This window comes from Acidobacteriota bacterium (genome assembly GCA_030697165.1).
GTDB lineage: Bacteria > Acidobacteriota > Vicinamibacteria > Vicinamibacterales > UBA2999 > 12-FULL-67-14b.
In genome coordinates this window covers 269,218-286,813 of record JAUYQQ010000015.1, presented here as the reverse complement: position 1 = coordinate 286,813, position 17,596 = coordinate 269,218, and the positions used below count along the sequence as shown (strand labels likewise).

Below are 17,596 nucleotides of genomic sequence, written 5' to 3'. Positions count from 1 at the left end.
AGCAACCGCTCCCGGCCAGATGTGACACTACAATTCTCGCCATGTCGCAACCGTGGTACCGGGACGTATCCCGCCAGCAGTGGAAGACCTTTCTCACCACCTTTTCCGCGTGGACGCTCGATGCCTTCGACTTCACCATCATCACCTTTGTCCTGACCGACATCCGGCGCAGCTTCGAGGTCAACCTTGCGCTGGCGGGCGCGCTGGCGACCGTGACGCTGCTGTTCCGCATGGTCGGCGGCATCGGTGCCGGCATGTGGGCCGACCGATATGGCCGGAAGGGGCCGATCCTGTTTTCGATCGCGTGGTTTACCGCCTTCGCCTTCCTGAGCGGGCTGTCGACGAGCTACCTGATGCTGTTTGCCTGCCGGGGATTGTTCGGCATTGGCATGGGCGGGATGTGGGCCGCCGGCATGCCGCTGGCGCTCGAGCAGTGGCCGGCAAAGCATCGCGGCATCGCATCGGGCATCCTGCAAGGCGGTTACTCGGCCGGGTTCCTGTTGTCGTCGCTCGTCTATCAGCTCGGCTATCCGCTGGTCAGCGACAATCCGGATTGGGCCTGGCGCTTCATGCTGTGGGCCGGCGTGCTGCCCGCGATCGCCATCTTCTACCTGATGACACGCGTCAGCGAGAGTCCCTTGTGGCTGGAGCAGCAACGCCTGCGCGCCGGCCAGCCGCAGCGCCTGTCGCTCGCGCGCCTGTTTGATCCCGACTTGCGCTGGGTGACGTTCCACACCTCGCTCTTGATGGGGGCCTTCGTGTGGATGTACCAGTCCACGACGATCTGGTACCCGACGCTGCTCGCCAACCTGCAGCAGGCGCCGCTCGCGTTCCTCCTGCTGCTCAATGCCGGCGGCGTCATCGGCTCAATCGCCTTCGGCACACTGTCCGAGAAATGGGGCGGACGCCGCGGCGCCGCGACGCTGGGCATGGTGGCCGGCCTGCTGTCGGCACCGGTCTACCTGTTTTCGGAAACGAGCAGCGGACTGCTGCTCGGAGCGTGGCTGATCGGCTTCTGCGCTTCAGGCGCCTGGGGGATTGTGCCGGGGTACCTGTCGGAACGGTTTCCGACCGAGGCGCGCGGCGTGGGTACCGGGTTCTCGTATCACGTCGGTGTCGGCGTCGGCGCGTTCGCGCCCTACCTGATCGGTGTGCTGACCGACGGCGGCACCGCGCTCCAAACCGCGATGTTCTGGTGCGTCATTGGCGGCGGCATCGGCGTGATCACGCTGCTCTGGCTGGGGCCTGAAACCCGGGGCCGCGAGCTCGAGTAGGCCGCCACGGGACCGTCCCAGCGCCCGCTTCCGCGGTACGATCGCATGATGCAGGACATCCGGCTCGCCCTCAGGCACCTCCTGGCGCGTCCCTCGTTCTCGGTGGTCGCCATCCTGACGCTGGCGTTGGGCATTGGCGCGAACACGGCGGTGTTCACCGTGTTCAATGCGGTCCTGCTGGCGCCCTTGCCCTACGCGCAGCCCCACCGCGTCGTCATTCTCACCGAGAGCTCGCCGCAGCTGCCCAATGCGTCGGTGACGCGGTTCAACTACGACGACTGGCGCGCGCGCGCCAAGTCGTTCTCGGACATGGGCGCCTTTCGCGCCACCGCCATGACCATCACGGGCAGCGGCGATCCCGAACGCGTGCCGGCCAAGATGATCACGGCCAACCTGCTGCCGCTGCTGGGCGTGGCGGTGGAGCAGGGCCGCGCCTTTGCGGAGTCCGACGACCGCGCCGGTGCCGAGGGCGTGGCCATGGTCAGCGAGGCGCTGGCCCGCCGGCGGTTCCCGTCGGGAGCGGTGGGGCAGTCGCTGCTGCTCGACAACCGGCCGTACATCGTGGTCGGCGTGATGCCGGCGCGCTTCGAGTTGTTTCAGCCGGCCGACATCTACGTGCCGTTCGGCCCGTGGGCGGCGACGTTGCCTGATGATCGCGGCTGGCACCCGGGGATCTTTCCCATGGCGCGGCTGGCCGAAGGCGTCACCTTCGATCAGGCGCGCGTCGAGCTCGATGCCATCTCGAAACAGCTCGAAGCCGAGTTCGCGGGCTCCAATACCGATGTCCGGGCCGTGATTACCCGGGCGCAGGATCAACTGGTGCAGAACATCCGCCCGGCACTGTGGATGCTGTTTGGCGCCGTGGCCCTGGTCCTGCTGATCGCGTGCGCCAACGTCGCCAACCTGCTGCTGGCGCGCGCCGTTGGCCGGCAGAAAGAGATCGCCGTCCGCGTGGCGATTGGCGCCGGCCGCGGCCGCCTCATCCGGCAGTTGGTGGTCGAGAGCGTGGTGCTCGCGTGCGTGGGCGGCGCCGCCGGCCTGTTGCTGGCCACGTGGGGGGTATCGCTGCTGACCGGGCCGGCAGTCGCCGGCATGCCACGAGCGCAGGCGCTTGCCGTTGATTGGCCGGTGGCGCTGTTCGCGCTGGCCCTGTCGCTGGTGACCGGCGTCGTCTTCGGCCTGGTCCCGGCGCTGCAGGCGGTGCGATTCGACCTCCGCGAATCGTTGAACGAAGAGAGCCGTGGCGGCTCCAGCAGCGCCCGGAACACGCGGTTGCGGTCCACGCTGGTGGTGATGGAAGTCGCCCTTGCCCTGATCCTGCTCGTGGGGGCGGGCCTCTTGCTCAAGAGCTTCACCTCGCTGACCGGTGTCTCGCCGGGGTTCAATCCCGAGCGCCTGCTCGTGATCAACCTGCCGCTATCGCCGCGCGTCTACGGCGACAGCGGCACCCGATCGGCCGGCGTCGAGAGAATTGTCGAACGCGTGTCGGCCGTGCCGGGTGTCGAGCAGGCATCGATCACCACGATGGTGCCGATGGGTGGCGCCGGCGCGACCATCCACTTCAACCGGGCGGCGTTTCCTCCGACGGGCCCCGAGGACTTCGTGATGGCCGGCTACCGGGCGGTGACCCCTGGATATTTGGCCACGCTTGGCGTTCCTCTTAAACGAGGGCGCCTGCTCGAACCGCGCGACGGCGAGGGGGCGCCGCCGGTGGTGGTCATTAACGAGTCGATGGCCCGGCAGTACTTTCAGGGGCTTGACCCCCTGGGGCAGCGAATGCAGATCGGGACCGAGCCGGATCCTGATTTCCACATCATGACGGTGGTGGGAGTCGTCGGCGACGTGAAACAGTCGTTTGAGGCTGGCCCGGTGGCCGAGTTCTTCGTGCCGTACGCGCAGTTTCCGGATCCCGTCCTCACCGGCCTGTATCTCAACATCGCGCTGGTGGTCCGCACGCAGGGGGATCCCGCGGCGGTCACGCCCTCCATCCGCGCCGCCCTGCGCGAGGTGGATGCCAGCCAACCGCTGGTCAACGTCCGCACGATGGAGACGGCCATGGCCGGCAGCGTGGCGCAGCCCCGGTTGCAGATGGTGCTGCTGCTCATCTTCGCGGGTCTCGCGGTCGCCTTGGCGGTGATTGGCGTCTACGGTGTCATGGCCTATACCGTATCGCAGCGCGTAGCGGAGATCGGTGTGCGCATGGCGATGGGGGCGTCGCCGTCACGCGTGATCGGCATGGTGGTGTGGCAGGGCGCGCGCCTGGCCCTGGCCGGCATCGCGCTTGGCCTGGTCGGGGCCGTCCTTGCCGCTCGGGCGGTACAGAGCCTGCTGTTTGTGGGCGCACGCGGCTTCGACCCGCTGCCGTTTATCGCGGCGTCGGCCGTGCTCGCGGTGGCGGCCCTGCTGGCCAGCTACATTCCCGCCCGACGCGCAGCCCGCATTCCGCCCATCATCGCTCTCGGCCGTTAGACGTTCAGCACCCCGAGGCACCCTAGGCACCTTAGGCACCCTGTCTGTTACGCAAGTGCCTTGATGATGTCCCAGCGCGTGATGATGTAGGTCGCGTCGAGTTTGAAGTCGCGCACCAGCACCGCAGGGCTCTCCGGCGTCAGCATCGCGGCCAGGGCATCCACGCTGGTCGAGATGTCAGCAAACGGTATGGCCGGCTGCATGATGGTGGTGACCGGGCCGTGCAACACGTCTGGGTTCTTGACGATCTCCGAATAGAGATAGCCCTCGTTCACCGATCCCACCAGGCGGCCGTCGGCCGTCACCGGGATCTGCGAGTACGCGTTCTCGGTCAGGATGTGCGCGGCCTTCTCCACGGTGGCGTTGCGGTCGATGGTCACAAGCGGCGCCTTCTGGCGGTTGGCGACCAGGTCGCGGGCGGTCAGGCCCTTGCGGTCGATGAACCCCTTCTCGCGCATCCAGTCGGGGTTGTACATCTTCCCGAGATAGCGGGTGCCGTGGTCGTGGAAAATCACGACCACGGTTTCGCCCTTCTTGAAGCGATCGGCAAGCTGGAGCAGTCCGGCCATCGCCGAGCCCGCCGAGTTGCCGGCGAAAATGCCTTCCTCGCGCGCAATGCGGCCGGTCATGATGGCGGCGTCGCGGTCGGTCACCTTCTCAAACGCCTCGATCAGGCTGAAGTCCACGTTCTTGGGCAAGAAGTCTTCGCCAATGCCCTCGGTGATGTACGGATAGATCTCGTTCTTGTCGAAGATCCCCGTCTCTTTGTATTTCTTGAACACCGACCCGTAGGTGTCGATGCCCCATGCCTTGACCGACGGCTTCTTCTCCTTGAGGTACTTCGCCACACCGCAAATGGTGCCGCCCGTGCCGACGCCCACCACGAGGTGATCGACTGCGCCGTCGGTCTGTTCCCAAATCTCCGGTCCCGTCTGCTCGTAGTGCGCCTGCGCATTCGACGGGTTGTCGTACTGGTTGGCCTTCCACGAATTGGGCGTGTCGCGCTCGAGCCGCGACGACACTGAGTAGTACGACCGCGGATCCTCGGGGTCCACGTCGGTGGGGCAGACAATTACTTCGGCGCCGAACGCCCGCAGCGCATCCACCTTCTCTTTCGACTGCTTGTCGGTGGTGGTGAACACGCACTTGTAGCCCTTGATGACCGCGGCAATCGCCAGGCCCATGCCGGTGTTGCCAGACGTGCCCTCGATGATCGTGCCGCCGGGCTTGAGCTTGCCCGCCTTCTCGGCGTCTTCGATCATCTTCAGGGCCATGCGGTCCTTGATCGAGTTACCGGGATTGACCGTCTCGATCTTGGCGTAGACGTCGGCGGCGACAATCCCCTTCGGGATGCGGTTGAGGCGGACCATGGGCGTGTTGCCGATGGTCTCGAGGATGTTGTCGTACAGCTTCTTGGGCATGCGGGTCGCTCACATCATACCCGCACGCCGTCCGCAGGTTGTTGTGCCGTGTCACCCGCAGCGGAGCTGTGGGGAAAAACCCTCGCGGGTGGGGACTATCCCTGATTGAAAACGGCAGGGACGTGTGGCAAAACATGGGTGACAAAATGGCCACTCGCGACGAACCACCCGACGCGGACAGTCCCAGCGGCACGGTCGTGATCGTATCGGTGTTTGGCGCCCTCGTCGTCCTGGGCTGGCTCCTCATGTTCTTCGGTTTGTTCGTGCCGCGCGGTACCCATTGAGGAGCGCCGATGCACGTTGACCGCTTCGAGCGCTACTGGATGTGGGCGGCCACGGGCATGCTCGCGTTGTTCCTCGGCGCGATCGTCGTGACCGCCATTGCCGGGTCGGCGCATCCTGCCAGCCACGTCGAGACGGTCGATCCCGAGACGTTGCACGTGACCGGCGAGTTCGCCACGCCAGGGGTCACCGTTCGGCCCGACGGCGGCGTCATCGTGGTGATGCGCGCTGAGTTCTACGTCTTCCGCCCCGAGGTAATCCGCGTGCCGGCGGGCCGGCCCGTCACCTTTCGCATTACCAGCCCCGACGTCCTGCATGGCTTCCAGATTGTCGGCACCAACGTCAACCTGACGGTGGCGCCCGGCTACATCAGCGAGGTGACCACGACCTTCGCTCGGCCCGGTGAGTATCTCGTCGTCTGCAACGAGTACTGCGGCCTGGCTCACCACCTGATGCAGGGCAAGGTCGTCGTGGAGGACGCGCCATGACCGCGGTCTCCCGGCTGGTCCTGGCCAACCTGTGGGTGGCGATCGCCGCGTTTGGTCTCGGCGCGATGATGGCGGTCATGCAGGCCGTCTCGCGGGCCGGCGTCCAGGTGCCGTTCGGCTCGGCGCGCATGTACTACCTGTCGGTCACGGCGCACGGCGTGCTCGAGGCGCTGGTCTTCACCACCTTCTTCATCATGGCCATTGGCTACATCGTGGCCGAGACGACGCTCGGCCGCGTGGCCGGCCAGGCCTGGGCGTGGGCCGGATTCTGGGTGGCGCTGGTCGGTACGCTCATCACCACGCTGGCGATTCTCTCGGGCACCAGCACGGTGCTCTACACGTTCTATCCGCCGCTGCTGGCGCACCCGGCGTTCTACGTCGGCGCCACGTTGCTGGTGGTCGGCTCGTGGATCTGGTGTGGCGTGATGATCGCCAGCTATCGCGCCTGGCGCACGGCGCACGCCACCGAACGGGTGCCGCTGGCGATGCACGGCATGATGACCACGGTCATTATCTGGATCCTGGCGACCGCCGGCCTGGCCGTCGAGGTCCTGGTCTTGATTCTGCCGTGGGCGTTCGGACTGGTGCCGCGCATCGATCCGATCATCGCGCGAACCTACTTCTGGTGGTTCGGCCACCCGCTCACGTACTTCTGGCTGCTGCCGGCCTACGTGCTGTGGTACACCGTGATTCCCCGCGTCGCCGGGGGCAAGCTGTTCAGCGACGGCCTCACGCGCGTGGTGTTCGTGCAGTTCATCCTGTTCTCGACCCCGGTCGGGCTGCATCACCAGTTCACCGACCCGGGCATCTCGAGCAACTGGAAGCTGGTGCACACCTTCACCACCTACGCGATCATGTTCCCGAGCCTGGTCACCGCGTTCACCGTGATCGCCTCGCTCGAGAATGCGGGTCGGACGCGCGGCGGCACCGGCCGGTTCGGGTGGATCCGCATGCTGCCGTGGCGCGACCCGTTCTTTGCCAGCGTCGCCTTGTCGATGGTGACGTTCGCCCTGGGCGGCTTCGGCGGCGCCATCAACGCCGCCTACGCCATGAACGCGATGGTCCACAACACGGCGTGGATCCAGGGACACTTCCATCTCACGGTGGGCACGGCGGTCGCGCTGACCTTCACGGGCTTCACCTACTACATCCTGCCGCGCCTGACCGGCCGCGCCATTGCGTGGCCGCGCGTGGCGATGGTCCAGCCGTACCTGTGGTTCATCGGGATGCAGTTCTTCAGCATTCCCAATCACATCGTGGGCCTGATGGGCATGCCGCGCCGCGTCTACACCGGCCAGTACCAGGACGTGGCTGCCGCCCAGTCGTGGATCCCGCTGGTCAACCTGTCGGCGATCGGCGGCGTGATCCTGTTCGTGTCGGCCATGTGCTACGTCGCCACGATCGTCGTCACCATGCTGGTGTCGCCGCGCGGGGCGATGGCCGCGATGGAGTACGCCGAGCCGATGACGCCGCCCGAGCCCGGACCGTCGCTCTGGGATCGGCTCGGGCTGTGGATGGCGGTCGCGGCCGTGTTGATCCTGATTGTCTACGGGCCGCCGCTCTATCGCCTCCACACCATGGCGCGCTTCCCGTCGCTGGGGTTCTCTCCCTTCTAGGGCACACGATGGCCGACCATACTTCTCCTCACGACGTCGCCGTCGACCCGCCCGAGACGCCGGGACGCCGGACCTTTGCCTCGACCGTGACGATGCTCGCGGGTCTGGTCGGCGGCTATGGGTTGTTTGCGTGGATTGGTGCCCGCTTCATGCTGCCGGCGCGTACCGGCCAGATGACGCAATTGTTCGTCACCGGGATCAACGACCTGGCCGTGGGCGGCACGCTGCTGTTCCGGACCCCCGATGGTCGCACCGTCAACATCACGCGGCGCGAGGCCACCGGTCGCGTTGACGATTTCGTCGCGCTCTCGAGCACCTGCCCGCACCTTGGCTGCCAGGTGCACTGGGAGGGGCAGAACAATCGCTACTACTGCCCGTGCCACGGCGGCACCTTCGATCCGTCCGGCAAGGGCACCGGCGGTCCCCCGGGCGACGCCGGCCAGTCGTTGCCGCGCTACGCGCTGGCCGTGCAGAAGGGCCTGTTGTACATCGACGTGCCGACCGAGCAGTTGTCGATGCCGCAGGAGGCCGGCGTCGTCCACCTGGCCACTCCTCAGGGCCCAGGCCACGACCCGTGCCTGGCGTGCCTGAAGAAGGGCCGCGCGGCGAGCGGCCCGGGATCCCCGGCATGAGCGCCCCCCGCGCGTGGATTGAAGAACGGGTCCCGGTCTCGCTCGATGCCGTGGCGACGATGTCGAACGAGCCGGTGCCGTATCACCTGAAGCGATGGTGGTTCGCGCTGGGCGGTACGCCGGCGTACCTCTTCACCATCCAGATCATCACCGGCATCCTGCTGGCGTTCTACTACCAGCCGTCACCGGCGACGGCGTACGAGTCGATTCGCTACATCACCGAAGACGCGTCGTACGGCTGGTACCTGCGCGGCCTGCACAAGTGGGGCGCCACGCTGATGATCGCCGCGGTCGTCCTGCACCAGATGCGGGTGTTCTTTACCGGCGCCTACCGCCGGCCGCGCGAGCTGAACTGGATGGTGGGCATGGCGCTGCTGGTGTGCACGCTGATGCTCGGCTTCACCGGCTACAGCCTGGTCTTCGAGCAATTGAGCTACTGGGGCGCCACCGTCGCCGCCAACATCAGCGACACGGTGCCGGTGGTCGGCCCGTTGATGAAGCAGGCGCTGCTCGGCGGCGAGGTCTACAACGACCGCACGCTGTCGCGCTTCTTCATCCTGCACGGCGCGGTGCTACCGGTGCTGCTGATCCTGGTGCTGGTCATCCACATCAGCCTGGTGCGGCTGCTCGGCGTGACCCAGCTCAAGTTCGAGGGCGAGGAACAGCAGCCGGTGCGCCACTTCAACTTTTTCCCCAGCCACTTCTACACCGAGCTGATCATCGGCCTCACGTTGATGATCCTGCTGAGCGCGCTGGCGACGCTGCTGCCGGTGGGAATGGGGCCGCGCGCGAACCCGCTCGTCACCCCCGACGTGATCAAGCCCGAGTGGTTTTTCTACGTCGCGTTCCGGTGGTTGAAGCTCTTCACCGGCATGACCGCCTTGCTGACCCAGGGACTGATCATCTTCATCATGTTCTTCTGGCCGTTCATCGACGACTGGCTGGTGCGCAAGTTCAAGTACGCGGATATCAGCGTGTGGATCGGAATTGTCGGCGCCTTGACGATCATGGGCTTCACGATGTGGGAAGCGCTCGCCGCGCACTAAGGACTGGACATGACACTCGATCAAAAACGCTGGGTGATTGGCGGACTGGGATTCCTGTTCCTGCTCTCGTTGGTCGCCGTGCAATGGCTGGAAGTGTCGCGCCGCCGGCACGAGGAGTCGGGCGGCCGGGCCGGCGCGTCGGCCATCAGCGTGCCCGATGCCTCGCGTCAGTGCGTGGACTGCCACGCCCAGGTCTCCACCGGCATCGTCGATCACTGGAAGGGCTCGACGCACGCCGAGAAGGGCGTGGCGTGCCTCGATTGCCACAAGGCAGGCGAGAAGGACGCCGACATGTTCAATCACTACGGCCGCCAAATCGCCACCATCGTGACGCCGCGCGACTGCGCCGCTTGCCATCCCACCGAGTCGGCGCAGTTCGCCGTCAGCCACCACGCCAAGGCCGGCAGCATCCTCGCCACGCTCGACAACTTCCTGGCCGAAACCGTGTCGGGCTCCCGCCAGGTGTTCAGCCCGCACTCGCCCACCCCCGGCCGGGCCGTGAACGTTGTCAATGGCATGGCGCCGGCCAATTCTGGCTGCCAGCAGTGCCACGGCTCGCTCGTGGCGTTTCAGGCCAACGATGGCGGGCTGGTGACCATGCACGACCTGAAACCCGACGACAAGGGCCAGCCGACCAACCCGGACGCCGTCGGCCGGATCGTGCGCAACGAGAGCGGCAAGCCGCTGTTCAGCAGCACCAGCTGGCCCAACACCGGCATTGGCCGCATGAACCTGGATGGTTCGCTCGGGTCGTGCGCGGCCTGCCACAGCCGTCACGACTTCTCGGCCCGCCGCGCCCGCCAGCCCGAGAACTGCGCCAAGTGCCACCTCGGCCCCGCTCACCCGCAGAAGGAGATCTACGATGAGTCCAAGCACGGCGTGGCGTTCCGCGACCTGATCGGGCAGATGAACCTCGATGCCAAGCCGTGGGTGGTGGGCCGGGACTACAGCGCCGCGCCCACCTGCGCCACTTGCCACATGAGTGCGAACATCCGTAACGGCATGAAGATCACCCACGATCCGGGCGAACGCATTTCGTGGACCAACCGCCCGCCGGTCAGCCTGGTGATGGATACCGACGCGAACCACGAAGTGGTGACCGAGACCGACCCGGAGAAACGGCGCGCCGCCATTGCCGACACCGCCGACGCCAAGCGCAACCGCATGAAGCAGGTGTGCTCGACCTGCCACACGCCCGACTACATCAACCTGTTCTATCGCCAATATGACGATGTGGTGATCAACTACAACGAGAAGTTCGCCAAGCCGGGCCAGGCCATCATGGCGGCGCTCACCGACAACGGCCTGCTCACCAAGACCCAGTATGACGAGCCGATCGAGTGGACCTGGTACTACCTATGGCACCACGAGGGCCGCCGCGCGCGCATGGGCGCCTCGATGATGGCGCCCGACTACACCCAGTGGCGCGGCATGTTCGAGGTGGCCCAGAACTTCTACATGAAGCTGATTCCCGAGGCGCGCGCCGTCACGGCCGCGGCGGCCCGGACCGGCAAGGCCGCGGCGGCACGAGCCGCCGATGCCACCATCGACGAGATTCTCCGGCGTCCCGAACACCAGTGGCTGCTGAACGGCGCCGAGGCGCAGGCCGACGCGATTCAGCAGGAGATGCAGCGGAAGTACGGTCAAGGCCGCAGATGACACAGATAACGCAGATCAACGGGTGTGCGCCATGGGCGAAATAGAGAGACGCACGTTTCTAAAGATGGCCGCCGTGGCGGTGCCGGCGGTCGCCGCGTACTCGTGCGCCGACAAGGATGAGGCGGCGCGCCTCACCGCGAGCGGCGAGCCGATCGACCGCGCCTCGGTCACGTGGGACAAGGCGCCGTGCCGCTTCTGTGGCACCGGCTGTGGCGTGATGGTCGGGGTCGAGAAGGGCCGCGTCGTGGCGGTGCGCGGTGACGAGGCCAGTCCGGTCAATCGCGGCCTGCTGTGCGTGAAGGGCTACCACCTGCCGGGCCTGCTCTACGGCGAAGATCGGCTGCTGTATCCGCAGAAGCGCAACGACGACGGCACCTTCTCGCGCATCGCCTGGGACGATGCGCTCGACCTGATTGCGGCCAAGTTCACGGAGGCCCTGGCGCAGCACGGCCCCGAGTCGGTGGCCATGTACGGGTCGGGACAGTGGGCCGTGTTTGACGGGTACGCCGCGCTCAAGTGGGTCAAGGCAGGCATGCGCAGCAACAACCTCGAGCCCAACGCGCGGTTGTGCATGGCCAGTGCGGTCTCGGGGTTCATGACCCAGTTCCAGAGCGACGAGCCCATGGGTTGCTATCAGGACCTCGATCGCGGCGACGATTTTGTGCTGTGGGGCAACAACATGGCCGAAATGCACCCGGTGCTGTTCAGCCGCATTCTCGAGACCAAGCGCCTCAAGCCGGCGACCCGGATCATCGATATTGCCACCCGGCGCACGCCGACCACCGACTACGCCGACATGCACGTGCTGTTCAAGCCAGGCACCGACCTGGCGCTGGCCAACGGTATCCTGCACTTGCTGGTGGCGCAGGGCCGTATCAACCAGGCGTTCATCGACGAGAACGTCGTGTTCCGCCGCGGCATCGAGGACCTGAAGGCCATTGGCTACGGGTGCTTCGACGATCAGAAGGAGCGTTACACCTTCGAGGACGTGGCGAAGCCCAGTTCGCTCGACGAATTGTCGGCCTTCCTGCAGGACTACACGCCGGAGAAGGTCAGCGCGATCACCGGCGTTCCGGTGCCGCAGCTTCATGGCCTGGCGGGGATTTACGGCGACCTGCCGCGCGGCACGGTCAGCCTGTGGTGCATGGGCGTGAACCAGCACACCCGCGGCACGTGGATGAACAACCTGATCACGGACTTGCACCTGATCACCGGCAAGATCTGCCGCCCGGGAGCCAATCCGCTGAGCCTGACCGGCCAGCCGAGCGCCTGCGGCACCGCGCGCGAGGTCGGCACCAGCTTCAACCGCCTGCCCGCCGACAGGGTGGTGACCAACCCCGAGCACCGTGCCGAGGCCGAGCACATCTGGAACGTCCCGGCAGGCACCATCTCCGCGAAGCCCGGCCACCATGCGGTGGATATGTTCCGCGCCCTCAAGCGCGGCGAGATCAAGGCGATGTGGATCCAGACCACCAATCCCTGGGTCACGCTGCCAAACCGGTCGCGTTTTGACCGCACCCCCAACGACGGCAAGTTCATCGTCGTCAGCGACATCTACCCGACGCCGACGACCGCGATGGCCGACCTGATCCTGCCGGCGGCTGGGTGGGTCGAACGCGAAGGCGTGTTTGGCAACACCGAGCGGCGCACCCAGCAGTGGAACAAGATGGTCGACCCGCCGGGCGAGGCGCGCGAAGACGCGTGGGCGATCATCCAGGTGGCGAAGCGCATGGGGATGGGCCACCTGTTCCCGTGGCCCGACGATAACTGGCACGAGCCGATGTTCGAGGAGTACCGCCGGTTCGGCGTCGGCCACGGCAAGGACCTCGCCGCCTACGCACAGTTGAAGCAGACGCGTGGCATGGTGTGGCCGGTCGTCAACGGCAAGGAAACCTTCTATCGCTACACCGCGGGGTACGACCCTTATGTGAAGAAGGCGCAGGGCGCGCATTTCTACAAAGCGGTCGGCTACGGCGAGAAGGCGGCGTTCTGGCTGCGGCCGTATCATCCGCCCGCGGAATCGCCGGACAAGGATTATCCGTTCTGGTTGACCACTGGGCGCGTGCTCGAGCACTGGCATTCGGGCTCGATGACCCGCCGCATCAAGCAATTGCACCAGGCCGTGCCGGCGGCGTATCTCGAGATGAACCGTGCCGATGCCGAGGAGATGAGCCTCAAGAAGGGCGACACGGTGAAGATTGTCAGCCGGCGTGGCAGCCTCGAGCTGGTGGTCGAGGTCGATGGCCGTGGCCGGCCGCCGCGCGGCACGGTGTTCGTGCCGTTCTTCGATGAAGAGAAGCTGATCAACCTGGTCACGTTGGATGCGATGGATAACATCAGCAAGCAGCCGGACTACAAGAAATGCGCGATCCGTATCGAACGCGTCTAAGCCTCGTGTTGCTGGCGGCGACGCTGCTGGCCGGTTGCCAGGACGCGGCGCCGGTGGCCGTGGCGCGCACGCTCGACGTGCGCGCGGCCGGCCGTGCCTACGACGGCGCGCCGCCGGTGATTCCACACGCGCTGATGGGCGCCTGCACCAGCTGCCACGATGACGATGGCAGCGAGATCGCCGGCATCGGCATGGCGCCGGCCTCTCCTCATGGCAGCACCGGCGCGGCCGGGCTGTTTCAGCGCTGCCGGCAGTGTCACGTCGCGGCCCAGACCGGCGAGGTGATGGTCGCATCGGTCTTCACGGGGCTGCCGCAAGGCGCGTCGAAGGGCGGCCGCGCGACCCCCGGCGCGCCGCCGACCATTCCGCACACGCTGCAATTAAGGGAGAACTGCCTTTCGTGCCACGCGGGACCGGCGTCACGAGTGGAGATCCGGACATCGCATCCAGAGCGTCCGCGCTGCCGGCAGTGCCATGCGGCTCAATTCTGATTTGGGGATCTCGTGATGTGGTGATTTGGTGATGGTGGCATTCTGATTTTGTGATCTTGCGATTTGCGACTGGCCGAGCCAACGTTCTCGAATCTCCAAACCTGCAAATCCCCGAATCCCAATGCCGAAATCACCAAGTCACCAACTCGCAAGATCACGAAATCGGCGCGTCACGCACGCAGTGTCGTTGGCCACCAGGTGGATCGACACCGATGGTTCCTTCGGGATGGGGCGGCGCGGCCGCCGGAACCCGCTGCCAAAGAAAAGGCCGGGACTGAAGTCCCGGCCCTACGAGAGTGGGACAAACCTGAAGGTTTGTCCCCACGGGTGTCTATCCGGCTAAAGCCGGATGCTACATCTAGGAGCCGAGCTTCTTGAGTTGCGCCTCGACCGCCGCCAACTCCTTGATCAGGTCGCTGTAGCGATCGTAGGCATCCTTGCCGATCTTCTGGTCGGCCTGCGTCACCATGCGCTGAATGTTGTTCAACTGGCTGATCAACATGGGCTGCGTGTAGATGCCGGGGGTGTCGGCCACCCTGGCCAGCAAGGCCTGCAACTCGTTGTCATACTTGGTGCTGCTTGGCGACTGTCCCGGCATGCCAGGCGCCAGCACGGGCTTCTGGCCGGTCTTCTGGATCGCCTCCTCGATGCGTTGCTGCACCTTGCGCGCGTCGCTGATGGCGTCGCGCACCTGCAGCTGGAACTTCACCTGCTCGGCAATGTCGCCGTCGCTGACGCCGTCGCCGGCCACGCGCGGATCCGACCGCAGCTCGAAGGTGCGCGTGATGGTCTGGCCGCCGGCGGCGGTCAAACGAACGCTGTACTTGCCCGGCGGAACCATGGGCCCGCCAGGGCCACCGGCCGGGTTGGCTGCGGTCCACGGACCCGGATAGCGCAGGTCCCACGTAATCCGCTGCATGCCGGCCTCGGCGCGAATGCCGGCCGAGCCGCCACCGCCGCCGCGGAACGGTCCGCGCATCTCCTGGGCGGGCGCGCCGGCGCTGCGCGGCGGCAGCACGTTGAACGTCTTGAGCGCGCCGCCACGAGCGTCGAGCACCTCGAGCTTCGTCTCGGCGCCGGGTGCGGCGGCGAAGTACACGTCGAACTGCGCGCCGGTCATCGGGTACTCCGGCTCGTCGGGCGAGGCCGCGGCCGTGCCGTTGCGGAAGCGGATGACTTCGCGCGGCTGGAACAGGGCCACGGCGGGGAGGGTGGCTTGCTCGGCCTCAAAGGTCCGGCTAAAGCCGGACGCTACATCGGCAAGACCGAAGCCGGACGCGACATCGCCGCCGCCGTCGTGGCCGCCGGTCGCGGCCGGCGCCGCGTTGGCGAGCGCCGCCAGCTGCTGCAGCGGCGTGACGTTATCCATGATGTAGGCCGATCGCCCCATCGTCGAGACGACCAGGTCGTTGCGGTGCACCTTGATGTCGGTGATCGGCGTGGCCGGCAGGTTCTGCTGCAGCGACTGCCAGTTCTTGCCGCCGTTGAACGAGACGAAGAAGCCGAACTCGGTGCCGGCATAGAGCAGGCCCGACTGCCGCGGATCCTCGCGGACCACGCGCGTGGGGTGGTCGATGGGCAGGCCGTTCGTGCCGTCGGTCAAGAGCGTCCACGACTCGCCGTAGTTGTCGGTGCGGTAGATGTACGGCTTGAGGTCGTGCTCGCGCATGAAGCGGTAGCCGGCAATGTAGGCGCGGCCCTTCATGTGCGGCGAGTCTTCCACGGTCTGGATGCGCGCGCCGATCAGATCCTTCGGTGTCACGTTCTTCCAGGTCTTGCCGTTGTCGCGCGACACGTGCACCGGGCCGTCGTTGGCGCCGGTCCACAGCACGCCGCGTTCCAGGCGCGACTCGATCATCGCGTAGATGGTCGAGTAGACCTCTTCACCGGTCACGTCGCGCGTGATCGGGTTGCCCGACACGATCTGGTACTGCGGCTCCTTGGCTGTGAGGTCGGGGCTGATGATGTCCCACGAAATGCCCTCGTCCGTCGAGCGATGCAGCACGTGCGACGCCTGGTAGATCACGCGCTCGTCGTGCGGTGACACGTAGACGACCGTCTGGCGCGGGAAGCGGTACTTGATCTCGTCCGGGTCGTGGCCGTAGCGGTTCTGGGGATAGACCCAGTAGTGCTTCTCCTGGCCGGTCTCGACGTTGTAGCGGCCGACCTCGCCCTTGCAGGCGCCCCACACCACCTTGCCATTTTTCTTGGGCCAGATCTGGCCGGTCTCGCAGCCCGACGCCTGCGACCACGCCTGGGCCGGGTGCTCGAAGCCCCACGACATGGGCGGAATGCTCGGGATGATGATCGTGCTGTTGTCCTGCTGCGGCATATAGAGGCGATAGGGGTACTGTTCGTCCACCGCCACCATGTAGTACTCAGCCGTCGGTTGATTGAGAATCGACGACCAGCTCTTCGCGCCGTTCAGGCTGACGTTGGCGCCGCCGTCGTTGACCTGCAGGATGATGTTCGGATTGTCGGGATTGAACCACATGCCGTGGTTGTCGCCGTGGGGCGTCGGCACCGTCGTGAAGGTCTTGCCGCCGTCGGTGGACTTGTGCAGGCCAAGCTCGTTGACCCACACTTCGTTCTCGTTCTTCGGGTTGACGTGGACGTAGTGGAAGTAGAACGGCCGCGCGCGCAGGCGCTGGCTGTTGTTGATGTTGGTCCACGTTTCGCCGGCATCGTTCGAGCGGAACAGTCCGCCCTCGGCGCCGGGCGCCTCGACCATGGCGTAGAGCACGCGCGGGTTGCTGCGGGCGATCTCGATGTCGATCTTGCCGATCAGCTTCGCGGGCAGGCCCGCGGAAATCTTCTTCCAGGTCTCGCCGCCGTCAACCGACTTGAAGATGCCGCCTTCGCTGGCCGGGCCGCCGCTGATGATGTCCCAGCCCTTGCGGAAGCCCTTGTACATCGCTGCGTAGAGAATGTCCGGGTTCTCCCAGTCGACCTCGATGTCGCGGCCGCCGGTCTCGTTGTTCACGAACAACGTCTTCTTCCAGGTCTTGCCGCCGTCGGTGGTCTTGAAGATGCCGCGCTCGTCGTTGGGACCGAACGGCGAGCCGAGGGCCGCCAGCCACACCGTGTTGGTGTTGTAGGGGTGCACCTTGATGCCGCCGATCTGCCCCGAGTCCTTCAGGCCCATCAGCTCCCACTTCTGGCCCGCGTCGGTCGACTTGTAGACGCCGCGGCCGATGATCACGTTCGAGCGGATCGCGGCGCTGCCGGTGCCGACCCAGATGTGGTTGGGATTCGACGGCGCCACGTCGATCGAACCGATCGAGCCGGTGCCGATCTGGCCGTCGCTAATCGGCGCCCACGAAATGCCGGCATCGTCCGACTTCCAGACGCCGCCGCCGACACCGCCGAAGTAGAAGGTGTGGGGCTGCTGGCGCACGCCGGAATAGGCGGTGACGCGCCCGCCGCGCGTGGCGCCCACGCTGCGCCACTTCAGGTCCGTGTAGGCGTTCAGGGGGACTACCTGGTTCGCATCACCCTGAGCGGCGACCCTGGGGGCCGAGCCGGACGAAAAGACAAGGGCGATCAACGCGAGCGCGCTGATCGCGCGAACAAGTTTCACGTGTTTCATGGAGTCAACCTCTGCAAATACGGAGTTCTGAGAGGAGAGTATATCTGGTGGGGCGGCGTATTGCCCCCGCCGTGGGGCTCGGCCGCTTCGCGGCCTTGTCGGGCTCGGGGCTGCGCCCCTTCGTGGGGCGCGTCGCTCTCGCTCGGCGTGGGGACGTACCTCCAGGAGGCGCGTGAGCGCCGACCCCCACGAGGCCGCGACGCGGCCGAGCCCGACGAAGGCGCGCAGCGCCGAGCCCCA

12 protein-coding genes are annotated in these 17,596 nt (G+C 66.3%); 10 read left to right on the top strand and 2 right to left on the bottom strand.

Features of this window, described 5'->3' with window-relative positions; translation table 11 throughout:
* The first annotated feature begins 41 nt into the window (after window positions 1-41).
* Window positions 42-1,274 (top strand): MFS transporter, encoded by a 1,233-nt coding sequence (locus Q8T13_14910; GenBank protein MDP3719051.1) that lies wholly within the window; start codon window positions 42-44, stop codon window positions 1,272-1,274.
* A 45-nt stretch (window positions 1,275-1,319) separates the two neighbouring features.
* Window positions 1,320-3,743, top strand: a complete 2,424-nt coding sequence (locus tag Q8T13_14905) for an ABC transporter permease (GenBank protein ID MDP3719050.1) — start codon at window positions 1,320-1,322, stop codon at window positions 3,741-3,743.
* A 47-nt stretch (window positions 3,744-3,790) separates the two neighbouring features.
* On the opposite strand, the gene Q8T13_14900 is transcribed toward Q8T13_14905, so the two are convergent.
* Window positions 3,791-5,164 carry a pyridoxal-phosphate dependent enzyme gene (locus tag Q8T13_14900; protein ID MDP3719049.1) on the bottom strand — a complete coding sequence of 458 codons (1,374 nt, stop codon included), beginning with the start codon at window positions 5,162-5,164 and terminating at the stop codon, window positions 3,791-3,793.
* A 146-nt stretch (window positions 5,165-5,310) separates the two neighbouring features.
* On the opposite strand from Q8T13_14900, the gene Q8T13_14895 reads away from it, so the two are divergent.
* From Q8T13_14895 to Q8T13_14860, 8 genes are read left to right on the top strand one after another with little or no spacing between them, the layout of a single operon-like run.
* A complete protein-coding gene (locus Q8T13_14895; protein ID MDP3719048.1) occupies window positions 5,311-5,448 on the top strand; it encodes a hypothetical protein in 138 nt (45 codons plus the stop codon).
* A 9-nt stretch (window positions 5,449-5,457) separates the two neighbouring features.
* Complete coding sequence (locus tag Q8T13_14890; GenBank protein MDP3719047.1) at window positions 5,458-5,934, top strand: cupredoxin domain-containing protein; 477 nt, start codon at window positions 5,458-5,460, stop codon at window positions 5,932-5,934.
* A complete protein-coding gene (locus Q8T13_14885) occupies window positions 5,931-7,550 on the top strand; it encodes a cbb3-type cytochrome c oxidase subunit I (protein ID MDP3719046.1) in 1,620 nt (539 codons plus the stop codon). Before Q8T13_14890 ends, Q8T13_14885 begins: the two co-directional genes overlap by 4 nt.
* Before the next feature lie 8 nt (window positions 7,551-7,558).
* Window positions 7,559-8,182, top strand: a complete 624-nt coding sequence (locus tag Q8T13_14880) for a Rieske 2Fe-2S domain-containing protein (GenBank protein ID MDP3719045.1) — start codon at window positions 7,559-7,561, stop codon at window positions 8,180-8,182.
* Window positions 8,179-9,228, top strand: a complete 1,050-nt coding sequence (locus Q8T13_14875) for a cytochrome bc complex cytochrome b subunit (GenBank protein ID MDP3719044.1) — start codon at window positions 8,179-8,181, stop codon at window positions 9,226-9,228. Before Q8T13_14880 ends, Q8T13_14875 begins: the two co-directional genes overlap by 4 nt.
* Before the next feature lie 9 nt (window positions 9,229-9,237).
* Window positions 9,238-10,887 carry a multiheme c-type cytochrome gene (locus Q8T13_14870; GenBank protein MDP3719043.1) on the top strand — a complete coding sequence of 550 codons (1,650 nt, stop codon included), beginning with the start codon at window positions 9,238-9,240 and terminating at the stop codon, window positions 10,885-10,887.
* 31 nt (window positions 10,888-10,918) lie between these two features.
* On the top strand, window positions 10,919-13,276 hold the full coding sequence (locus tag Q8T13_14865) for a molybdopterin-dependent oxidoreductase (GenBank protein MDP3719042.1): 2,358 nt from the start codon (window positions 10,919-10,921) through the stop codon (window positions 13,274-13,276).
* A complete protein-coding gene (locus tag Q8T13_14860; protein MDP3719041.1) occupies window positions 13,249-13,767 on the top strand; it encodes a hypothetical protein in 519 nt (172 codons plus the stop codon). Before Q8T13_14865 ends, Q8T13_14860 begins: the two co-directional genes overlap by 28 nt.
* Window positions 13,768-14,125: 358 nt before the next feature.
* Here the strand turns inward: Q8T13_14860 and Q8T13_14855 are convergent, their stop codons facing one another.
* Window positions 14,126-17,356 carry a hypothetical protein gene (locus Q8T13_14855; GenBank protein ID MDP3719040.1) on the bottom strand — a complete coding sequence of 1,077 codons (3,231 nt, stop codon included), beginning with the start codon at window positions 17,354-17,356 and terminating at the stop codon, window positions 14,126-14,128.
* Window positions 17,357-17,596 lie beyond the last annotated feature (240 nt).